Origin of the sequence: Mesobacillus boroniphilus JCM 21738, assembly GCF_000517385.1 — a bacterium.
Classification (GTDB): domain Bacteria; phylum Bacillota; class Bacilli; order Bacillales; family Cytobacillaceae; genus Mesobacillus; species Mesobacillus boroniphilus.
Map to the genome: position 1 here is coordinate 1 of NZ_BAUW01000085.1, position 16,282 is coordinate 16,282.

Consider the following 16,282-nt stretch of genomic DNA (forward strand, 5'->3'; position numbering starts at 1 on the left):
ACGGGACACGAGAACCGTCAATCACCCGCCTAATCTCACTGTATTTTTAAACAAATTACACCCGTGTGAATGGATTTACGATTTAATCAAGACCGCATATCATAAAGTTCCTCAAAATATCGCTCCTGGAACTTCTTATTCAAAATCCCGGTAAAATAAGCAATCGGATTCTTCACTTCCACCTTCGACTTCAGCTTCCGAACGAGCTGCTTGAACGAGTCAAGGGACACCGACAACAGGAGATCCGCGTCTTTTTCATAGTTGTGACGGTATGCAGCAAGCCTGCTCATCCGCCAGAATTCCTCGATTGATTTTGCAGTTGGGTAAAAGTATTGTACAAGATTGACGAAATCACTTGGAACCCGGTCACTGACAAAAAGATGATCCTCTGGTGCTTTTTCAGCAACTTGTTTTAACCCCTCAATTTTGAATGATCCTTCTTCAGCAGTCTTTTCTTCACGTTTATTATTCTTTTTAATGTTTGTTTCAGAAAGAATGATAGTTTTTTATTGGTGGCTCAATTGATCGCCATCCGGTAGTTCATTCATCGGGAAACGATTGAATACATACAGGTTGCTAGACTGTGAGCCATTCTTGCGCGCAGTTTCATATACAGTGAAAATGCCAATTTCACTAGCCTTCAGGATCATCCTTTTAAAAGTAGAACGGGAAATCCCCATTTCTCCATACTCCTCATAAATGGCCTTCAGCACCGTCCCAATCTTAGCATTAGCCACCCCAGGAACCTTCGCAGCAAAACGAGCCAGCCTCTTCAACCCAATCAACTCACCCTTACTGAAAAAACGCTTCTTATCCGCCATCCACATCTCAAAATGATTGTTAAACTCCCTCAACGAACCAAACTGTGAATACTCCGCAAAACTCTCAACACCCGCCGATTTAATTGTCATGCTAATGCACCACCCTTTCACCCTTTATATATGGATGGGAGGGTGGAAAGGACAGGGTGGGAAGCGGTGGTTTGTGGCGGTTTTGTGAACAGTTTAAAAGAAACTTAAAGATGCGCAGTTTCCGCCAATTACGCATTACTGTATATTTTTTATCCTTTTACAATTAAAAGGATGTTGAAATTTTTAATTACGCTATAGTGTCCTAATGTTCATTAAACTCTACCTAAAAGCTTGCATAGGTTTACCTATTTGATTGTAACTTCATTCCAGAGGGGGTATAATTAATGGAATATATTTCAATTTAGTATCAGGATGGAGTTGATAGTATGGATTTTATTTCGATAGATTTTGAGATTGCGAATAATAGTTTGAAAAGTGCCTGTTCGATGGGTCTCATCTTTGTTCAAGACAACAAGATAATTGATGAAAAGTATTATCTAATACATCCACCTACAATGGACTTTGATCCTGAGATGAGTGCTGTGCATGGTATTGAGCCCCAACATGTCCTTTCAGCACCAAAGTTCAATACCATTTGGGAGGAAGTCAACCATTATTTCAAAAATACTTTTATCGTCGCACATAATGCACAATTTGATATGAGCGTCCTATACGCTTGCCTAAAAGAATATTCATTAGAAGTTCCCAATTTCAACTATGTTTGCAGCATCCCTGTAAGTACTAAAGCATCTCGTGGTTTAAAAATTGGAAATTCATTAAAAGACAGAGCAGACCATTTTGGCATACAACTTGCTGAGCACCATAATGCATTGATGGATGCTCGTGCTTGTGCTGAACTTGTCATCAAAAGTGTCAAGAGCAAGAATTACACATCTTTAAAATCATATTTAACAAAGCACAAAAGCATTCCAGTGAGAAAATTCTCTGAACTCAAACCGCAAACACATCTCTTCAAAAGAAAAACCTTCAATAGAGTTAAGCCATCCGAGATAACATCTACCGTAGACCACTTCAACGAGGAACATCCTTTTTACAATAAAAACTTTGTCTTTACTGGTGAACTCCAGGCTATTGACAGAAAATCCGCCATGCAAAGGGTTGTGAACCTAGGCGGGATAATTAAATCCGGGGTTTCAAGTAAAACTGATTACGTCATTGTTGGGCAGCAAGACAAATCTTTGGTTGGTGAAAAAGGATTAAGTTCAAAAAAAGTAAAAGCTTATAGCCTTATAGAGCAAGGAATGGAGATAAAAGTACTTAATGAAAACGAGTTTGCAAATTTACTTAATGTACAAACGGAGGTGTAATCATGAGAGAAGCACTCCATGTTATAGACAAAGAAGTCATCACACTCCCACAGTCAACAGATGAAGATAGGGTTAACAACTTAAAGAAACTAGCCCAGAAAAATCTTTTTGCGTGTCCCTATTGTCAGTCTAAATTAATTGTGAAGGCTGGAGATGAGCGAGGCCTTTATTTTTCACACCTTCATTCTGAAGCATGTGAGCCATCTAAAAAAGTCGATCAAGCGGAGAGAAAATATAAAAGACAAATTGAGAGAGAAACCAAAAACCATACTGTAATAGTCAACATACTACATGATGAACTATCTACGCAGGCCAAAATAAGATCAAACATAAGTGTCGAATATGGATACAAAGCAAAGTTTGACCTAAAAGAGTTTCCGGATATTTGGGTTAAAATTGGAGCTAAAGAATTTGCTTTCTCTGTTATTACAAATGTCTCCTCTTCTTCTGATAGTAAACTTTCTAATCAAATCATAAAAAGACACCAATATTTTAAGGAACAAGGGATGGAACCAATCTGGTTCATTGAGAAGAAAGAGCAATCAGTTGAAATGGAGAAGAACGCCATTGTTCTTTGGGATGCAGAATTAGCAATCTCTTCAAAAACTGAAGAAGATCACCTGTGGGATAAGTTACTTATGCAAGTCATTAAGGATCGTGAATTTTTCACCTATTTCAATTATCCTTTTTACAATGATAGTGTAGAAATTGATGTAAGGAGTTTGTATTATATTTATTCCAATGATGACAAGATCGTTGTTAAAGTTCAGCGATTCTTAAAAGACAGGATCGAAAAGCCATATCGAGCATTTCTTCTAAATAGCGGATATGAGATTCCTTTTTCGGAAGCTCTTACTATTAAAGAAGAATTCCTATTAAGCAATTCCATTTCAGAAGATGAAAATCGTAAAAACTTCCTTAATAAATATCAACAAGCAAAGGAATCATTTTTAGCTGAACAAAGGCGACAGGAAGAAGAGAAACAACAAGAGAAAGAACTGAAAAGACAATTACTACAGCAGTTATTGTTAGACCAAAAGCAGCACACATCTCCAAGTAAGATCGGAGAAAATTTATCATATGCTGATCTTAAAACCCTATTGCGTGAAAGAATTCATTTAAAACAACGAGAACAAATGGAGCTTTGGAATCATTTCATGCCAAGGATAGGTTTAAACAACTCATCATTAGTATGGAACTTAGTGGTGGAACATGACTGTAAAACATTTGACGAATTAAGAATTGTACTTAGAAACTATTTGCGTCAAAGCTAAAAGGAAGGCTCCTATCTTAGAGCCTTCCTAACTTTTGTATTTTTGCTTATCCTCCGCGACCCGCGGCATCTCCCTAAAAAACTCAATCTCCTCATAACTATGCTGTATATCCCAACCTGCACGATTCAATAACCTTAACAATAAAAAGCCAACAGTTATCAAATGCTCTATTCTTTATATATGTTGATTTATCTCTTGTAGTATAGCAGCAATTTTAGCAACCACATAAGGATTGGGATAATGTTTGTTTGGTTTGGAGAAAAACGATAAGGAGTGTCAGTTGCTTATCATTATGTCTTTATTTGTCCGTATTATGTCCTTATTTGTCCGTATTATGTCCTTATTTGTCCGTATTATGTCCGCATTTTTAATTTAAATTAAATGTAAAACAGGCATATAAACATCAATATTTCCGGAACTTTGTCTCTATTTTTGTCCTTATTTTGATGGATTATATAGATACTTTGTTCCTGCACCTCTACCTTTCACCTCTACACCATCTGGTTCTAGTTCCTTTATCAACCGTTGTACTTGTTTGCTATTCATACCGGTTAACTGCCTTATTTCTTTATTTGTCAGAGTCCGTTCTTTTAGAATTGACAATACCCTGATTTTAACTGCCTCTTTATCTAAACTTTGTTGACGTTCATACTTCATATTTTCTTTTAGTAATTCATATGCCTTCCTTGATAAAGTGTAATACCTTCCTTTACCTCGTCCGACGGACTCTAACAAGATAAAATCATTAAACATTTTACTTAATAATTCTCTTGCCTGTTGTATACTTCGTTGAGAAACTTCTGCTGCTATCACGGAATCTACCTGCTCATGCCGCATTAAGTACTGCAAAATGAGTAAATGATCTACATCAATCGGATTTCCTTCATCAACCATTTGCTTTACTAAGTTTTTAAATCCTTTATTTAAGGGCGAGGAAATAAAGGTCAATTCAATATTACTGCCAACTTCTCTATATATTGGGGGCTCTTTGCCTTCTACCAGCAGTGAGCGAAATATTCTAGATACTCCTAAATTAGACCTGTTAACCAGTTTTAGTCTATCAAGTAAATCCATAAGGTGATTGTTTCTAGCTACTGGAGGATGATGTAATATGTTATGAGGGGTTATTCCACCAATGAATTGGCCAGGATTCGTCAAAACTAGCTTATCTCTAAATTGCTTTAACATAATTGTTCCGCTCATCCTGTAGTCTCGATGGCCAAATGCATTTAACAGTGCTTCCCGTAGGGCAATAGTAGGATACGTACTAAACTCAGGATGAACCAGACCTGACTCTAGTGTAACCATTGGGTTATCGACCGATATATATCTCTCTAATTCATAAAGAGCAACAGGAATAGCGTGAGTTCCATCATCTCTATTAGAGTAATCTGTGTCACTCAGCATTTTTCTAAATGACCATTTATGTTGTGGAATTAGCCTTTCAATAGCATCTGGTTTACCCACTAACAATAGAGTAGCATTTGTGAAATATCCATTCTTGATTCCACCAATAGATTTTAAAAGGTCTTCATCAGAAAGAGCTAACAAATTGTGATCTGCTCTCTCACGTGACATAAATTCACGTATTCGCTCCATTGCCGAATGAGAAAACAAAGTTCTCCAGTCCTCGTAAATCACTTCAGATGTAAAATCTACCTGACCTGAGGTATCAATCATTTGTCTTCTTAATGTTCCTGTAAAAGGAAGACAATCTTTACCTTGTCTTATTGTTGCTGCTCCGTCCGTTGTTGTATAAGGAGGCATACCAGGGAATACATTCATTATTAAGATTCGTACTGAACCATTATTCAAAAAGATATCATCAAATGAAGGAGTTAAATGAGGATCCGTCTTTTCATAGATTCTTTTTTGCAGTTCTGGTATTCCTATATCAAATGGTACTCCTTTTATTGCCTGATTTATCCCTTGCACTTTATCAGCTACACCAAAAACAACACTACCCCCGCCACCATTTGCCATACAAACGGCATAACTAATCATTGTTTTAACATTGTCTTCTCTGCTTCTATGGTTCCATTGCTTGAAATCCAAGTCTTGTTCTTCAAAATCATCAGCAACATGATGGTCTAACTTGCTAATTATATCCATTATTTCACTCTTACTCTTCATTAAAGAACACCCTCCTCTCCCGTTAAAAGTTTTCATACTATTTATTCTATTTTACACATAACACACACCTTAGCATACTTAATCTCAAATAATTACCACTAATACTATTGTTCAATCCAAGTTTAATTCAAATAAATCAAGCAGGAAAGTATTATGATGAAGGAAGTGCAACAAGTTAGATTCTCTGCTTTTATAACATTCTAAAGTATGGATTAATTCATTTCTGAACAAAATACTAGAAATAAATTTAAGGAGCTGGAACCATTGAGGAAATTGGAGAATGACCTTATTAGTAAAATTGAGGTAGTAGAATTAAAGAAAGAAGTTATCTCTATTCTTCACAGTATTCAATTTGATAACTGCTATCATGTTGAGGATTGCATACTCGATTTACACAAATTGCTTATAATTTTAGACGATATGGAGGTACCTCAAAGAATACTTTTGGAAACAAACCAAACAAAATTAACAAAAGAGGCTCTAAGCTACCAATTAAAAGAAAAACATATTTTATAAAAAACTACTACGACCTGAGACAATGAGAGGAAGGTGTACTCAGAATTCTAATTTTTTGGGTCTCAGCTGCCTTCCTCTATGCCATGCAAAAACCTATACTAGTCTCCTGCCTTCTGAATTTAACAAGAGAAACATTTGGCTTATTTCCAACAAACCTGCATATCATAAAGCTCCTCAAAATAAAGCTCCTGGAACTTCTTATTCAAAATCCCGGTAAAATAAGCAATCGGATTCTTCACTTCCACCTTCGACTTCAGCTTCCGGATGAGCTGTCCGAAGGAATCAAGGGAAACGGATAACAGGAGATCCGTGTCTTTTTCATAGTTGTTACGGTAGGCAGCAACCTTGCTCATCCGCCAGAATTCCTCGATTGATTTTGCAGCTGGGAAAAAGTATTTTACAAGATTGACGAAATCACTTGGAACCCGGTCACTAATAAAAAGATGATCTTCCGGTGCTTGTTCAGCAACGGGTTTTATCTCTGTAATTTTTGATATTTGTTCTTCAGCAGCCTTTTCTTCACGTTTATTATTCTTTTTAATGTTAGTTTCAGAAGGAATGATAGTTTTATATTGGTGGCTCAATTGATCGCCATCCGGTAGTTCATTCATCGGGAAACGATTGAACACATACAGGTTGCTAGACTGTGAGCCGTTCTTGCGCGCAGTTTCATATACAGTGAAAATACCAATTTCACTAGCCTTCAGGATCATCCTCTTAAAAGTAGAACGGGAAATCCCCATCTCGCCATACTCCTCATAAATCGCCTTCAGCACCGTCCCAATCTTGGCATTAGCCACCCAGGAACCTTCGCAGCAAAACGAGCCAGCCGCTTCAACCCAATCAACTCACCCTTACTGAAAAAACGCTTCTTATCCGCCATCCACATCTCAAAATGACTATTAAACTCCCTCAACGAACCAAACTGTGAATACTCCGCAAAACTCTCAATAACCGCCGATTTAATTGTCATGCTAATGCACCACCCTTTCACCCTTTATATATGGATGGAAGGGTGGAAAGGACAGGGTGGGAAGCTCAATGTTGTGGCGGTTTTGTGAACAGTTAGATAGGAATCTATAGAGAGAGTTGACTAGATTGGGCAAAAAAATACGATAAGCAGTGTGACTGCTTATCGTTCTCTTTGGAATTCTATGTATGAATCATGCACGTATTCAATAATTTTAACAGCTAGGTCAACCTCATGTCCGTTTAACAAATTTGCATTTGATTTCAGCTTCCGAATGAGACGGCGGAAGCGTCTCTATTTCTCTTGGGGAAAAATCTAGTCCCTCCAATAGTCATATATAAATAATCGGAATCTAAACAAATGCGAAACCCGAATGATTTATACAAGTTTTTCCATCAACTCATTTTCCTTTTCAATATATTTATCTATTAACACCCAAATATGCTTAACACTTTTAACAGCTGCCAAATTGTATGAATCAACTTGGTCATTTTCCAAAATACTAGCACACCAAAACACATATTCGTTGCAGTTTGATCTTAATTGTTCTGCAAATTCATTTTCTCTATTCAAATTAACCCATATAAATATTTTATGATTTAATAATTGCCATTTCATCTCTTGCCTTTTTTCCATATCTATAGTTTCAATGCTTCTCCTACCTAAATCTAGCACACTTGTAATATGGTGAAATAACTCGTTATGCATTTTCCTCTTCTTTTCCAACACTACTGAAATTCTCCGTTCTTTCTTTTTTGCTCTATTCAAACTAATAGAATTATAAGCTAGTAACAACAACGTCACTACGGAAACACCTAGAGTAGTGTAGTCAACCCAATTCACATTTTCCACCCCTATTATTCCATATTCCCATTTGTCAGGTCCTGAAATGCTGCATATATTAAATCAGTTTCACCAGTATAAAACCCTAGTAAACTAAATACTTCAAAGACCATCATAGAATCAAGCTGTCACAGTACTTACAATAATTTGATTGTCCAATCACTACTTCATTACTTGCTCCACATGATTGACACTTAACTATCTTCTTAACAAACTTTTCAGGATTATAATTGTTAGCCACCAACAGGCCCTGCTTATAGTCAATATAGTACCCATTTATGTAATTTGAATCGATCATATTTTGAAGGTCATTCATAACTTGACGTGGATTTGAATTATTAATATCCGCAATTTGTTGAATTAATAGCTTGTCATTGCCTCTGATAACTGCTGAATAGTTTTTATATTTCCTAGATAATTGAGTCATTCTAAATACAATAACAAGACAAACAATTGCCACTAATAATAATGCTATAGTTGCAATAAGATATGGTATCCTCTCACTCAAATCATAATGAATCGTAGTTTCCGTTGTTTTTTTCCAGAAAAGGTGCCCTGTTTCTTTTGTAATTGTCTCACTTTCTACGGTAAAAACCATGAAGAGCAAAAATCCAAAATAAATAGCAAAAAATGCAGCAAACAAAAGTCCCTTTCTAAGTCTATTGTGATATTTGACCGGAACTTTACTTAAAGCATTGGTTAACATTATCTACAACCCCATTGTCTTTTTCTTACCGTCAAATTTATCTTGCGACAAGATTCCTTCAATGAGCTAGTCATTAAGCTTCTTGACGGCCTTGATTTGCTTACGGGTTTTGATTAACTTTTTGAGGCATTCTGTAGGTTCAAACATTTAGCCATATTCCTTCCAAAAAACATACCTGCTCCATTCACTAAACTATTGTCCCGAATGCCCTGTGCAAAAGCAGACCAACTAATATGACCGGCTTTGTACGTTATCCCAATTATTAATCTAATTTTTGCCGCTTGATTACAGTCCCATGATTTCTTTCTTTTTGGAATCAAACTCTTCCTGCGTTAAAACACCGATATCAACTAGTTCTTTTAGCTTTTTCAATGTTTCAATCTTTTCGTCGAAAGACATAGAAGAACTTGGCGTTGAAGCAGGCTGGCCTTGAAGTCCAATATTCTGAGCCATATTCATTCCAAAGAGTATGTCGCCGCCGTTTCCAAGTCCGTTGTCGTGAATCCCCTGAGCAATTTTCTGCTGGGCAGCAATATTGGAGGCTCTTTCTGATACATCCTCATAAGCTCTAATATTCATCTTATTAGAAGAGAACTGGTTAACAAGCACTCTAGACTCCATTGAGAATTCGATGTTCTCAACTGAAACTTTAGTAATTTCAAATCCGAAACGGTCTTTCCAAGATCCTGCATTATACGGATCTTCGGAAATTCTCTTGGATATTTCCATTGCCTGTGATGGTAACTGAGAAATCCTATAAGTTGTTGAAAGTGAATTAAGTGCGACAATAAATGATTGTACAAATTCAGATAGGACTTGGGCTCTAACATTCGGGTTATCAAATGAATAGCTGTTCGTGTTAGCGGGCACAAAATTCTTAATAAATGCCTCAGGATCAACGACCTTTATAGAGAAACTACCATAAGCGTAAATCTCAAGGTCACAACCATAATATAAGTCGTTATAAACCTGTGGGCCGCGTGTACCAAATTTTATGTCACGAATCTCTCGCAGGTTTACAAAAGCTATCTTCTTTTCAGATGATGAGATACCGCCATAGCCTATTCTATCTTTTGCCATCTTAAAGATAGACGCACCTATACCATTTCCGTTAAAAACACTTTCTTCTCCATCCTGATATTCATATCCACCAGAAGTAGTGATGATATTTTCAATTCCACCCTGACTAAAGATAAAAGCCGCAGTATTCTCAGGTACAAATATTTTTGAGCCGTTTGATATTATATCCGTAAAGCCATGAGTATTAAGTCCACGGCCATTATTGGTGTCTTTAAGAATTCCAGGAGCAACAACTGTATATTCATCAAAATGTCCCGCTGTAATTAGTTTTTTCCACTGAGCAGCAAAAGTGCCACCAACTGAATCGGTCAATGCTTTTAATATTCCCAAAGTCGTCACCTCTCTCATTATAATATCTGTACAGTATCGCAATATCTGCAGAGAACATTTTGTCCTTTAGTTTGGGTAAGTGGAGCCATACAGCCAATACATTTTTTTGTGACCTTTTCAGGCGCAGCATCAGCTACTTTCTTTGATGTTATTCCAAGGGCATTTTTAAACACAACAACAGTATCTTTAAGCGTTTCTGCTAAATACTCCTTTCCAGGAATAGCAGACTGAGTTGTTACAGAGCCCCTTGAAGAATCATGGCCAGTTAACACTTTACTGATTTCATTAACCCATTTTGCAATTCCCCTTTTGCTAGAGTTCTGAAATTGGAATGCCTCCTGACCATTGATGAAGTATACCTGGAGATTAGGCATGCCGGCTGAGCCTTTTCCAACAAACGCCTGAGCTTCTCCATTTATAACCTTTATTTGATTAAGCGGGTATTTTTGCAAACCCTTTGTATTACCAAACATACCTTTACTTACCCAAATGATGTTCTTGTTCGTTAATATAAGTTCATCAGTGTATAATTTCACTAGCGTACCAGTTTCACGCAGGACGCCTGTGCGCTGCATAAGGATCGATTCATTCGGCTCTAAATTGTACTTTACCAAGTTAATTTCTCCTCCTTAACCCTGTTATTGTTATTAATTTCAAGGCTTTCTGCAGCTCATTCGGAAAGGCTCTTATTCTGTCAATTATCTATGCTTTTTTTTCAATATGCATAAAGAACAAATTTAATGACAAATACATATTCCATTAGACAGAGAGAATTTTTATACCGTGTCTAACTTACATAATTCCAATTTTCGTTAGACATGTGAAGAACGAAATCGCTCCGCGATGGCTTCCAAGTCTAGTTTAATCAGTTAAAAAAGTGCATAAAAAAAGAAAAGTTTCCTTTCTTATGGTATTGTTTAATCGCCAAACCAAACAAATACAATAGAAAAGAACTTTTCGTCCATGATTATAACACAGAACCATAGAAAAATATATTACACTAATTCCCTTTCCAGGCCTCCTCCTGCCTTCTGATCTTTAATTTAAAATTAAAATCAGGAGGCAACACCATGAATCAGTATGATCAAAAAGTAAACTTATATTTTGAACTCAAAAACACTCCCGAGTCTTCAAGAGAGTCCTATGGAAGAAGGATCCGATCGTTCATCTCTTTCATGAATGATCAGAATCGCCCAATCGATCTGACAACCTTTGAGGATATTCAGAATTATATCCTTCATTTAAAAAAACGTTCGGGGACTATCAGCTGGAACCATCAATGCTTATATCTCTTCTGTCCGGTTCTTCTACACCTATGTCCTGGAGAAGGAATGGAATCCAATGAAGGTTCCAAGGATGAGGCGTCCACAATCATTTCCCGTCATCCCTTCCAGGGATGAGATTCTCAACCTAATAAACGCTATTCAAAACAAGAAACATAAAGCGATCTTTTCATTATTGTATGGCAGTGGATTAAGGGTCAGTGAGGTCGCCAGCCTGAAGATTGGTGACATCTGCAGTAAAACGATGAGGGTCAGAGTGGACAATGCCAAGCATAATACCAATCGATACACCATCTTATCAGATGAGTCACTTTTGGCCCTTCGGGATTATTTCAGGACAGAATTCGTCAATAAGAGTTACTCTCCCTGTGACTGGCTATTTCCTGGAATGGATGAGAACCAACACATTCATGTAAAAACCATAAAAAACACCATGATCAAGCTCAAAACCAAAATGAAGATGGACTCCCGTGTTTCAACTCATACTCTAAGACACTGTTTTGCGACACATTCTTTGGAGGACGGTATCCAACCGGTTTTGATCCAACAAATGCTTGGCCATAAAAACTTTCAAACTTCTAGTGCCTACTTGCACATGACTTCTAAATCCTTCATGGGAGTCAAAAGTCCATTGGACTCTGACAGAGTCGAGTAAGCATGAATATCCAGGATCTATTTCGAGATTCATTTTCCAAGTATAAGCAAACGTATAAACCTCTTTGGATCAATCAAAAACCGCTAGGGATATCTTAAACTGCAGGACTTCAGCCTTGGGTGGACGCACTTATGAGTGTGGCAGTTGTGGCCATAATCAAGTCAGCTATAATTCCTGTCGTAATCGGCATTGTACTCAATGTCAGGGAGTCAATAAGGATATTTGGGTCGATAACCGAAAAAAGGACATCTTGAACGCACCATACTATCACGTCGTTTTTACCATGCCTGAACAGCTTCACCAGATTATCTATCACAATCAACGGCTTCTTTATGACTTAATGTATAAAGCTGTCGCTGAAACGTTGATGGAGCTTTCGAAGGACACGAAATATCTTGGAGCACAAATCGGCTTTTTCTCTGTGCTCCATACATGGGGACAGAACTTGCACTACCATCCACATATCCACACGGTCGTGTTGGCCGGAGGTCTGACGGAACAGAATGAATGGCGGGCTGCGTCCAAAAAATTCTTCATCTCGGTCAAAGTACTGTCCAGAAAGTTCCGAGGGAAATACCTATATTATTTAAAACAGTATTACAGACAAGGGCTCCTAGAGTTTTACAACGACGCGAAGATTAATAAAAATAAAGAAGTGTTCCAAGATCTCTTGGACAAATGTTACTCCATCGATTGGTACAGCTATACCAAGAGAACGTTCGATGGACCTCTGGCCGTGATGGAATACCTTGGGCGTTACACACATAGGATTGCCATTTCGAATAACCGGATTATTTCTATCGATGAAGATACCATCACTTTTGGGGTAAGAGATTATCAAAACGACAATAAGAAAAAAACAGTCACCTTACTAAGGTCGAATTCATTCGCAGGTTCCTGATGCATGTCCTCCCGAAGGGATTCGTGAAAATCAGACATTATGGCATACTTGCGAACCGGAATAAAAAACCAGACTTACACTATGCCGAAAACTGACAAGAAGTCCAAAATATAAACCACAGTTTGACGGATTGAGTGTTTTAGAGATTGTATCGATTATCTTAAAAAAAGATGTCAGTCAATGTCCCGGCTGCCGAATAGCTCCTTTACAGTTAGCGGTTCCAGGAGGCATACCTTAGATGGGACTAAATGAATACCTTTTTAAACAGCCTCTTCAGTGGGGAGGGGGAAACTATATTCATTTCACTTCAAAAAACCGTACACTCAATGATTTCATCCCATGATCCTCTCTCTAAAACCTACTTTTGAGGGAAATCCAAAGATTGAAACCCCATAGGCCAAAACCGCGACTTCATTCTTCTCCGGCAATCAAAAATTTTGCGTTTGGAGGAAGAATATAAAATCAAAAGGCACGATGAGCAGTTAACACCGCTCATCGTGCCTTTTATCGCGCAAAACTTCCGATTGTCCGCTTTAAGAACCGTCCCCTTGTCCTTGGATAGTCTAAAAAAGAGGAGCGTTAAACCTAGCTCCTCACAATTAATTCAATCTTCCTCTTCCTCAAAACCATGTTTCGATGCTGTATATTGCCATGATACATTTCCGCTTTCCTCACGTAAGTCCAAAAGCACATCTTCACTTAAATGGTGTGTCGAGTCTATTAGATTCTTTGTCGGTGCCTTTCTATTATCACAAGTGAAACAATAACCCCGCTCATACTCTCTGTAGTTATGTTCATATTCGAGTAATGCTTCTTCTCTATTCTTATAATTTAGCCATCCTCCATCACGGAGTAAGCCATTCAACTTTTTATATTTGGAATCACCTTTAGGTATATATGGACAATCATCTTCATGGATCGTCACTTTTTTTGTGGGTATATCAACATTCAACCACATAAAATACCCCTCCTTATTCAGGTGCTTTTTCTTTACCTTCTTCACTTGCTTTTTTCATTATTGTATCTAGTTCATCTTTACCTTTTTTATCGACATAATATGCTTGAGCTGTTTTCCCAATGGCATAAGTCCCAGAGAAAGCCAGTGTGCTGCTCACTGCACTTCCCGCCCCTGGCAATACTAAGTTAAGGAACTTACCTCCTTGTTGAGCCAAAGTTCTCAATCCATAACCAATGGCACCGACACCACCAATACCAAGTAAAAATTCCTTTGCAGTATCCTTATCAATATCAGATCCACTTAAATATGCAATAAATATTACTAATATTAATTGTATTGGTACTAGTATTGCTATGTCACTAAACGGAATTGGAGTAAGTGCTATAGTAGAGCTTGCAAGAGCAAAACCATTTATAATCAGGTTAGATATTTTTCTAATCGCAGTATCAATCCTTGTGGTCATCATTAAATATATAGAAGCTCGAAAATCTATATTATTTTCCAAAAAATCTATTAATTCACCAATATTATACCTTCCATCAAACTCGATAGTAAGCTCTTGTTGTTCTTGAATGCTTAATAAATGTGGGTCTTCTTTGTTCCATTCTATATAAGTTGATACAGGTATTACCGATGAACAAGCAACATTCAAGTTCTTGAGTAAGTTTTCCATTTGTATTTTTTTATCTTCTATATTTCTTAATTTTGAGCTTGTATATTTTTCGGGCTCTTTAATTCTTGATGGCTCTAAGTCATCAACATGAGTGAGTACAGTAACCAATGGAATTTCTGTACCGATTTCTTTATATAGTTTCTTAATATAATCTACATCTTCATCCATTCTCGCACGCTCTGTGGCATCCGACAGAAAAAGAACAGCATCTGGGTCAAAATCCTCGATTGCATTTTTGAAATCTTCCTCTGCTGTAGTTTCATTATCATTAGTAGATTCAGCAATCCCCCTTGTATCTATAACTTCAAAAAGAATGTCTCCATCAATTTCGTAGTTAAATCTACTCAATCGATTCGTTCCGATTTCTACTGGGCTTGTTTTAGCAATGTATTTGCCAAAGATTGCATTAATTAAACTACTTTTTCCAACCCCTGTTCTACCTACTAGAATAAGTCTCGGTGGTCTTCTCTCTTTAAATCCAGCGATAACGTCATTTATTTCTTTATTGCTAAAAATGATTTTCTTTACCTGTTCTTTAGCACCTTCAGGAAGCTTTACAGGAAGTGTTTCTATGAGATTATCTAGGTCGTCATATAGATTTATTATTCTATTTAATCTTGTTTCAAAAAGCTTCTTATCTATCATTTAAATGCATCCTCCATATATATAATATAGCTCAATTTTACCACACAATAATTACCAGTAAATAAAACTATTTTAAACACCTTCTTTAATTGGAAAGATCATAAATTATGGAGATAAATTGACCTCTCCTGCATACTATTTATTCAGACTATCTAGGATTATATTTATCCAAACCTTTGCATCAGCTCTATAAACAGAAAAAATCCGCAACTCAAATGTCAAGTTGCGGATGCTGTATTAATAATCGTTTCCTGTATTTCAATTTTGCACTTAAATTCATTAATACAGAAGGTGGTACAGAATTTTTATGATTTTATATTTTTAACTTTCTTCGGTGTTCTCTTGTTACCACAGTGTAAAACAGCATCTATTCCCTAACCGCAAAATTTCTTTCAAAAACAAACTAAACGGTACTAAACAACGTACCACTTCGTGCATCTAAAGATGATAGCTTTGCCTTATAGTTAATAGGAATGGGTGTAAGCTATGGCAGAGAAACAGGTGAATATCAATATAAAAAAACTGCTAAATGATTATGGCATCTCATTACGAGAGCTATCCCGATTAGCAGACATTCGTCATGCTACACTTAGCGAATTGGCCAACAATAAAAGAAAAAGCATTCACTTTGATCACATCAAACGAATTAGCGAAGCACTTGACATCACAGACATCCGCAAAATCATAGAGATTGAAACCATAGAGGATGAAAAGGAATAAAAGGTGAATATTATGAAAGCAGAAGCAGACTACTACCTCTCCTGGGATGTGACCCAATTTAAAAATGAATACGGCGATGAAATAGAAATGGAAATAATCCAATATCCAAACGAATATCTATCACCGTAAATATTTGTGACGAACAACCACCATACAGAGACATCACCGCCACAGGCACACACCCCAGAAGCAAAAAGCATGCACCAAAAAGGCAATGATCCTACTTTACAAATAAGCATACCCAGAACTATTTAACCGCAAATAAGAAGCTAAGCAGACAAAATAATCCCTATCTTAAAATACTAAAATCCCAGTATGTGATATGAAAACCGTCTAAATGTCCTCTAAGAACACACAGGGACGGTTCCGACGGTTCATAAATTGTTAAAATATGCAATTTACTGAAACAGAAGAAC

17 protein-coding genes and 1 pseudogene are annotated in these 16,282 nt (G+C 37.0%); 7 read left to right on the forward strand and 11 right to left on the reverse strand.

Going from position 1 to position 16,282, the window contains the following annotated elements:
- Window positions 1–86: 86 nt before the first annotated feature.
- Both JCM21738_RS26130 and JCM21738_RS26135 read right to left on the reverse strand, forming a co-directional pair.
- Window positions 87–290 (reverse strand): hypothetical protein, encoded by a 204-nt coding sequence (locus JCM21738_RS26130; RefSeq protein WP_023626025.1) that lies wholly within the window; start codon window positions 288–290, stop codon window positions 87–89.
- 216 nt (window positions 291–506) lie between these two features.
- The gene (locus JCM21738_RS26135; protein ID WP_023626026.1) at window positions 507–911 is read right to left on the reverse strand and encodes a hypothetical protein; all 405 of its coding nucleotides are present in this window, start codon (window positions 909–911) and stop codon (window positions 507–509) included.
- A gap of 326 nt (window positions 912–1,237) precedes the next feature.
- Here JCM21738_RS26135 and JCM21738_RS17660 point away from each other — a divergent pair, with 326 nt between their 5' ends.
- Both JCM21738_RS17660 and JCM21738_RS17665 read left to right on the forward strand, forming a co-directional pair.
- Window positions 1,238–2,179, forward strand: a complete 942-nt coding sequence (locus JCM21738_RS17660; protein WP_023626027.1) for an exonuclease domain-containing protein — start codon at window positions 1,238–1,240, stop codon at window positions 2,177–2,179.
- Window positions 2,180–2,181: 2 nt separating this feature from the next.
- Window positions 2,182–3,453, forward strand: a complete 1,272-nt coding sequence (locus JCM21738_RS17665; protein ID WP_023626028.1) for a competence protein CoiA family protein — start codon at window positions 2,182–2,184, stop codon at window positions 3,451–3,453.
- Window positions 3,454–3,891: 438 nt separating this feature from the next.
- Here the strand turns inward: JCM21738_RS17665 and JCM21738_RS17670 are convergent, their stop codons facing one another.
- Entirely contained in the window at window positions 3,892–5,586 is a 1,695-nt protein-coding gene (locus JCM21738_RS17670) for an RNA-binding domain-containing protein (RefSeq protein WP_023626029.1), read from the reverse strand.
- Between the two features lie 264 nt (window positions 5,587–5,850).
- Here JCM21738_RS17670 and JCM21738_RS17675 point away from each other — a divergent pair, with 264 nt between their 5' ends.
- Window positions 5,851–6,102 (forward strand): hypothetical protein, encoded by a 252-nt coding sequence (locus JCM21738_RS17675; RefSeq protein ID WP_023626030.1) that lies wholly within the window; start codon window positions 5,851–5,853, stop codon window positions 6,100–6,102.
- Between the two features lie 140 nt (window positions 6,103–6,242).
- On the opposite strand, the gene JCM21738_RS17680 is transcribed toward JCM21738_RS17675, so the two are convergent.
- The 6 genes from JCM21738_RS17680 to JCM21738_RS17700 all read right to left on the reverse strand — a co-directional run bounded on the left by JCM21738_RS17680 (window position 6,243) and on the right by JCM21738_RS17700 (window position 10,645).
- Window positions 6,243–6,902 carry a hypothetical protein gene (locus JCM21738_RS17680; protein WP_243463063.1) on the reverse strand — a complete coding sequence of 220 codons (660 nt, stop codon included), beginning with the start codon at window positions 6,900–6,902 and terminating at the stop codon, window positions 6,243–6,245.
- Window positions 6,872–7,075 (reverse strand): hypothetical protein, encoded by a 204-nt coding sequence (locus JCM21738_RS26140; protein WP_243463064.1) that lies wholly within the window; start codon window positions 7,073–7,075, stop codon window positions 6,872–6,874. Before JCM21738_RS26140 ends, JCM21738_RS17680 begins: the two co-directional genes overlap by 31 nt.
- 375 nt (window positions 7,076–7,450) lie before the next feature.
- Window positions 7,451–7,915 (reverse strand): hypothetical protein, encoded by a 465-nt coding sequence (locus JCM21738_RS17685; protein ID WP_031308100.1) that lies wholly within the window; start codon window positions 7,913–7,915, stop codon window positions 7,451–7,453.
- 112 nt (window positions 7,916–8,027) lie between these two features.
- Window positions 8,028–8,621 (reverse strand): hypothetical protein, encoded by a 594-nt coding sequence (locus JCM21738_RS17690; protein WP_023626033.1) that lies wholly within the window; start codon window positions 8,619–8,621, stop codon window positions 8,028–8,030.
- A 285-nt stretch (window positions 8,622–8,906) separates the two neighbouring features.
- Window positions 8,907–10,031: an SPFH domain-containing protein gene (locus tag JCM21738_RS17695; RefSeq protein ID WP_023626034.1), complete on the reverse strand. Its 1,125-nt coding sequence runs from the start codon at window positions 10,029–10,031 to the stop codon at window positions 8,907–8,909.
- A gap of 17 nt (window positions 10,032–10,048) precedes the next feature.
- A complete protein-coding gene (locus JCM21738_RS17700) occupies window positions 10,049–10,645 on the reverse strand; it encodes a PH domain-containing protein (protein ID WP_023626035.1) in 597 nt (198 codons plus the stop codon).
- A gap of 456 nt (window positions 10,646–11,101) precedes the next feature.
- On the opposite strand from JCM21738_RS17700, the gene JCM21738_RS26145 reads away from it, so the two are divergent.
- The 3 genes and pseudogenes from JCM21738_RS26145 (at window position 11,102) to JCM21738_RS26150 (ending at window position 13,108) form a co-directional block, all read left to right on the forward strand.
- A complete protein-coding gene (locus JCM21738_RS26145; RefSeq protein WP_052019778.1) occupies window positions 11,102–11,431 on the forward strand; it encodes a phage integrase N-terminal SAM-like domain-containing protein in 330 nt (109 codons plus the stop codon).
- Window positions 11,388–11,969, forward strand: coding sequence for a tyrosine-type recombinase/integrase (locus tag JCM21738_RS23525; protein WP_243463065.1), 582 nt, complete (start codon window positions 11,388–11,390; stop codon window positions 11,967–11,969). Before JCM21738_RS26145 ends, JCM21738_RS23525 begins: the two co-directional genes overlap by 44 nt.
- A 2-nt stretch (window positions 11,970–11,971) precedes the next feature.
- Window positions 11,972–13,108: pseudogene (locus JCM21738_RS26150) on the forward strand (IS91 family transposase).
- 366 nt (window positions 13,109–13,474) lie between these two features.
- Here JCM21738_RS26150 and JCM21738_RS22685 read toward each other — a convergent pair.
- Together JCM21738_RS22685 and JCM21738_RS17720 are read right to left on the reverse strand one after the other, a co-directional pair.
- The gene (locus tag JCM21738_RS22685) at window positions 13,475–13,828 is read right to left on the reverse strand and encodes a hypothetical protein (RefSeq protein WP_023626039.1); all 354 of its coding nucleotides are present in this window, start codon (window positions 13,826–13,828) and stop codon (window positions 13,475–13,477) included.
- A gap of 13 nt (window positions 13,829–13,841) precedes the next feature.
- Window positions 13,842–15,146, reverse strand: coding sequence for a GTPase family protein (locus JCM21738_RS17720; RefSeq protein WP_023626040.1), 1,305 nt, complete (start codon window positions 15,144–15,146; stop codon window positions 13,842–13,844).
- A 486-nt stretch (window positions 15,147–15,632) separates the two neighbouring features.
- Between JCM21738_RS17720 and JCM21738_RS17725 the strand changes: the two genes are divergently transcribed.
- Window positions 15,633–15,866 carry a helix-turn-helix domain-containing protein gene (locus tag JCM21738_RS17725; RefSeq protein WP_023626041.1) on the forward strand — a complete coding sequence of 78 codons (234 nt, stop codon included), beginning with the start codon at window positions 15,633–15,635 and terminating at the stop codon, window positions 15,864–15,866.
- Window positions 15,867–16,282: the final 416 nt, after the last annotated feature.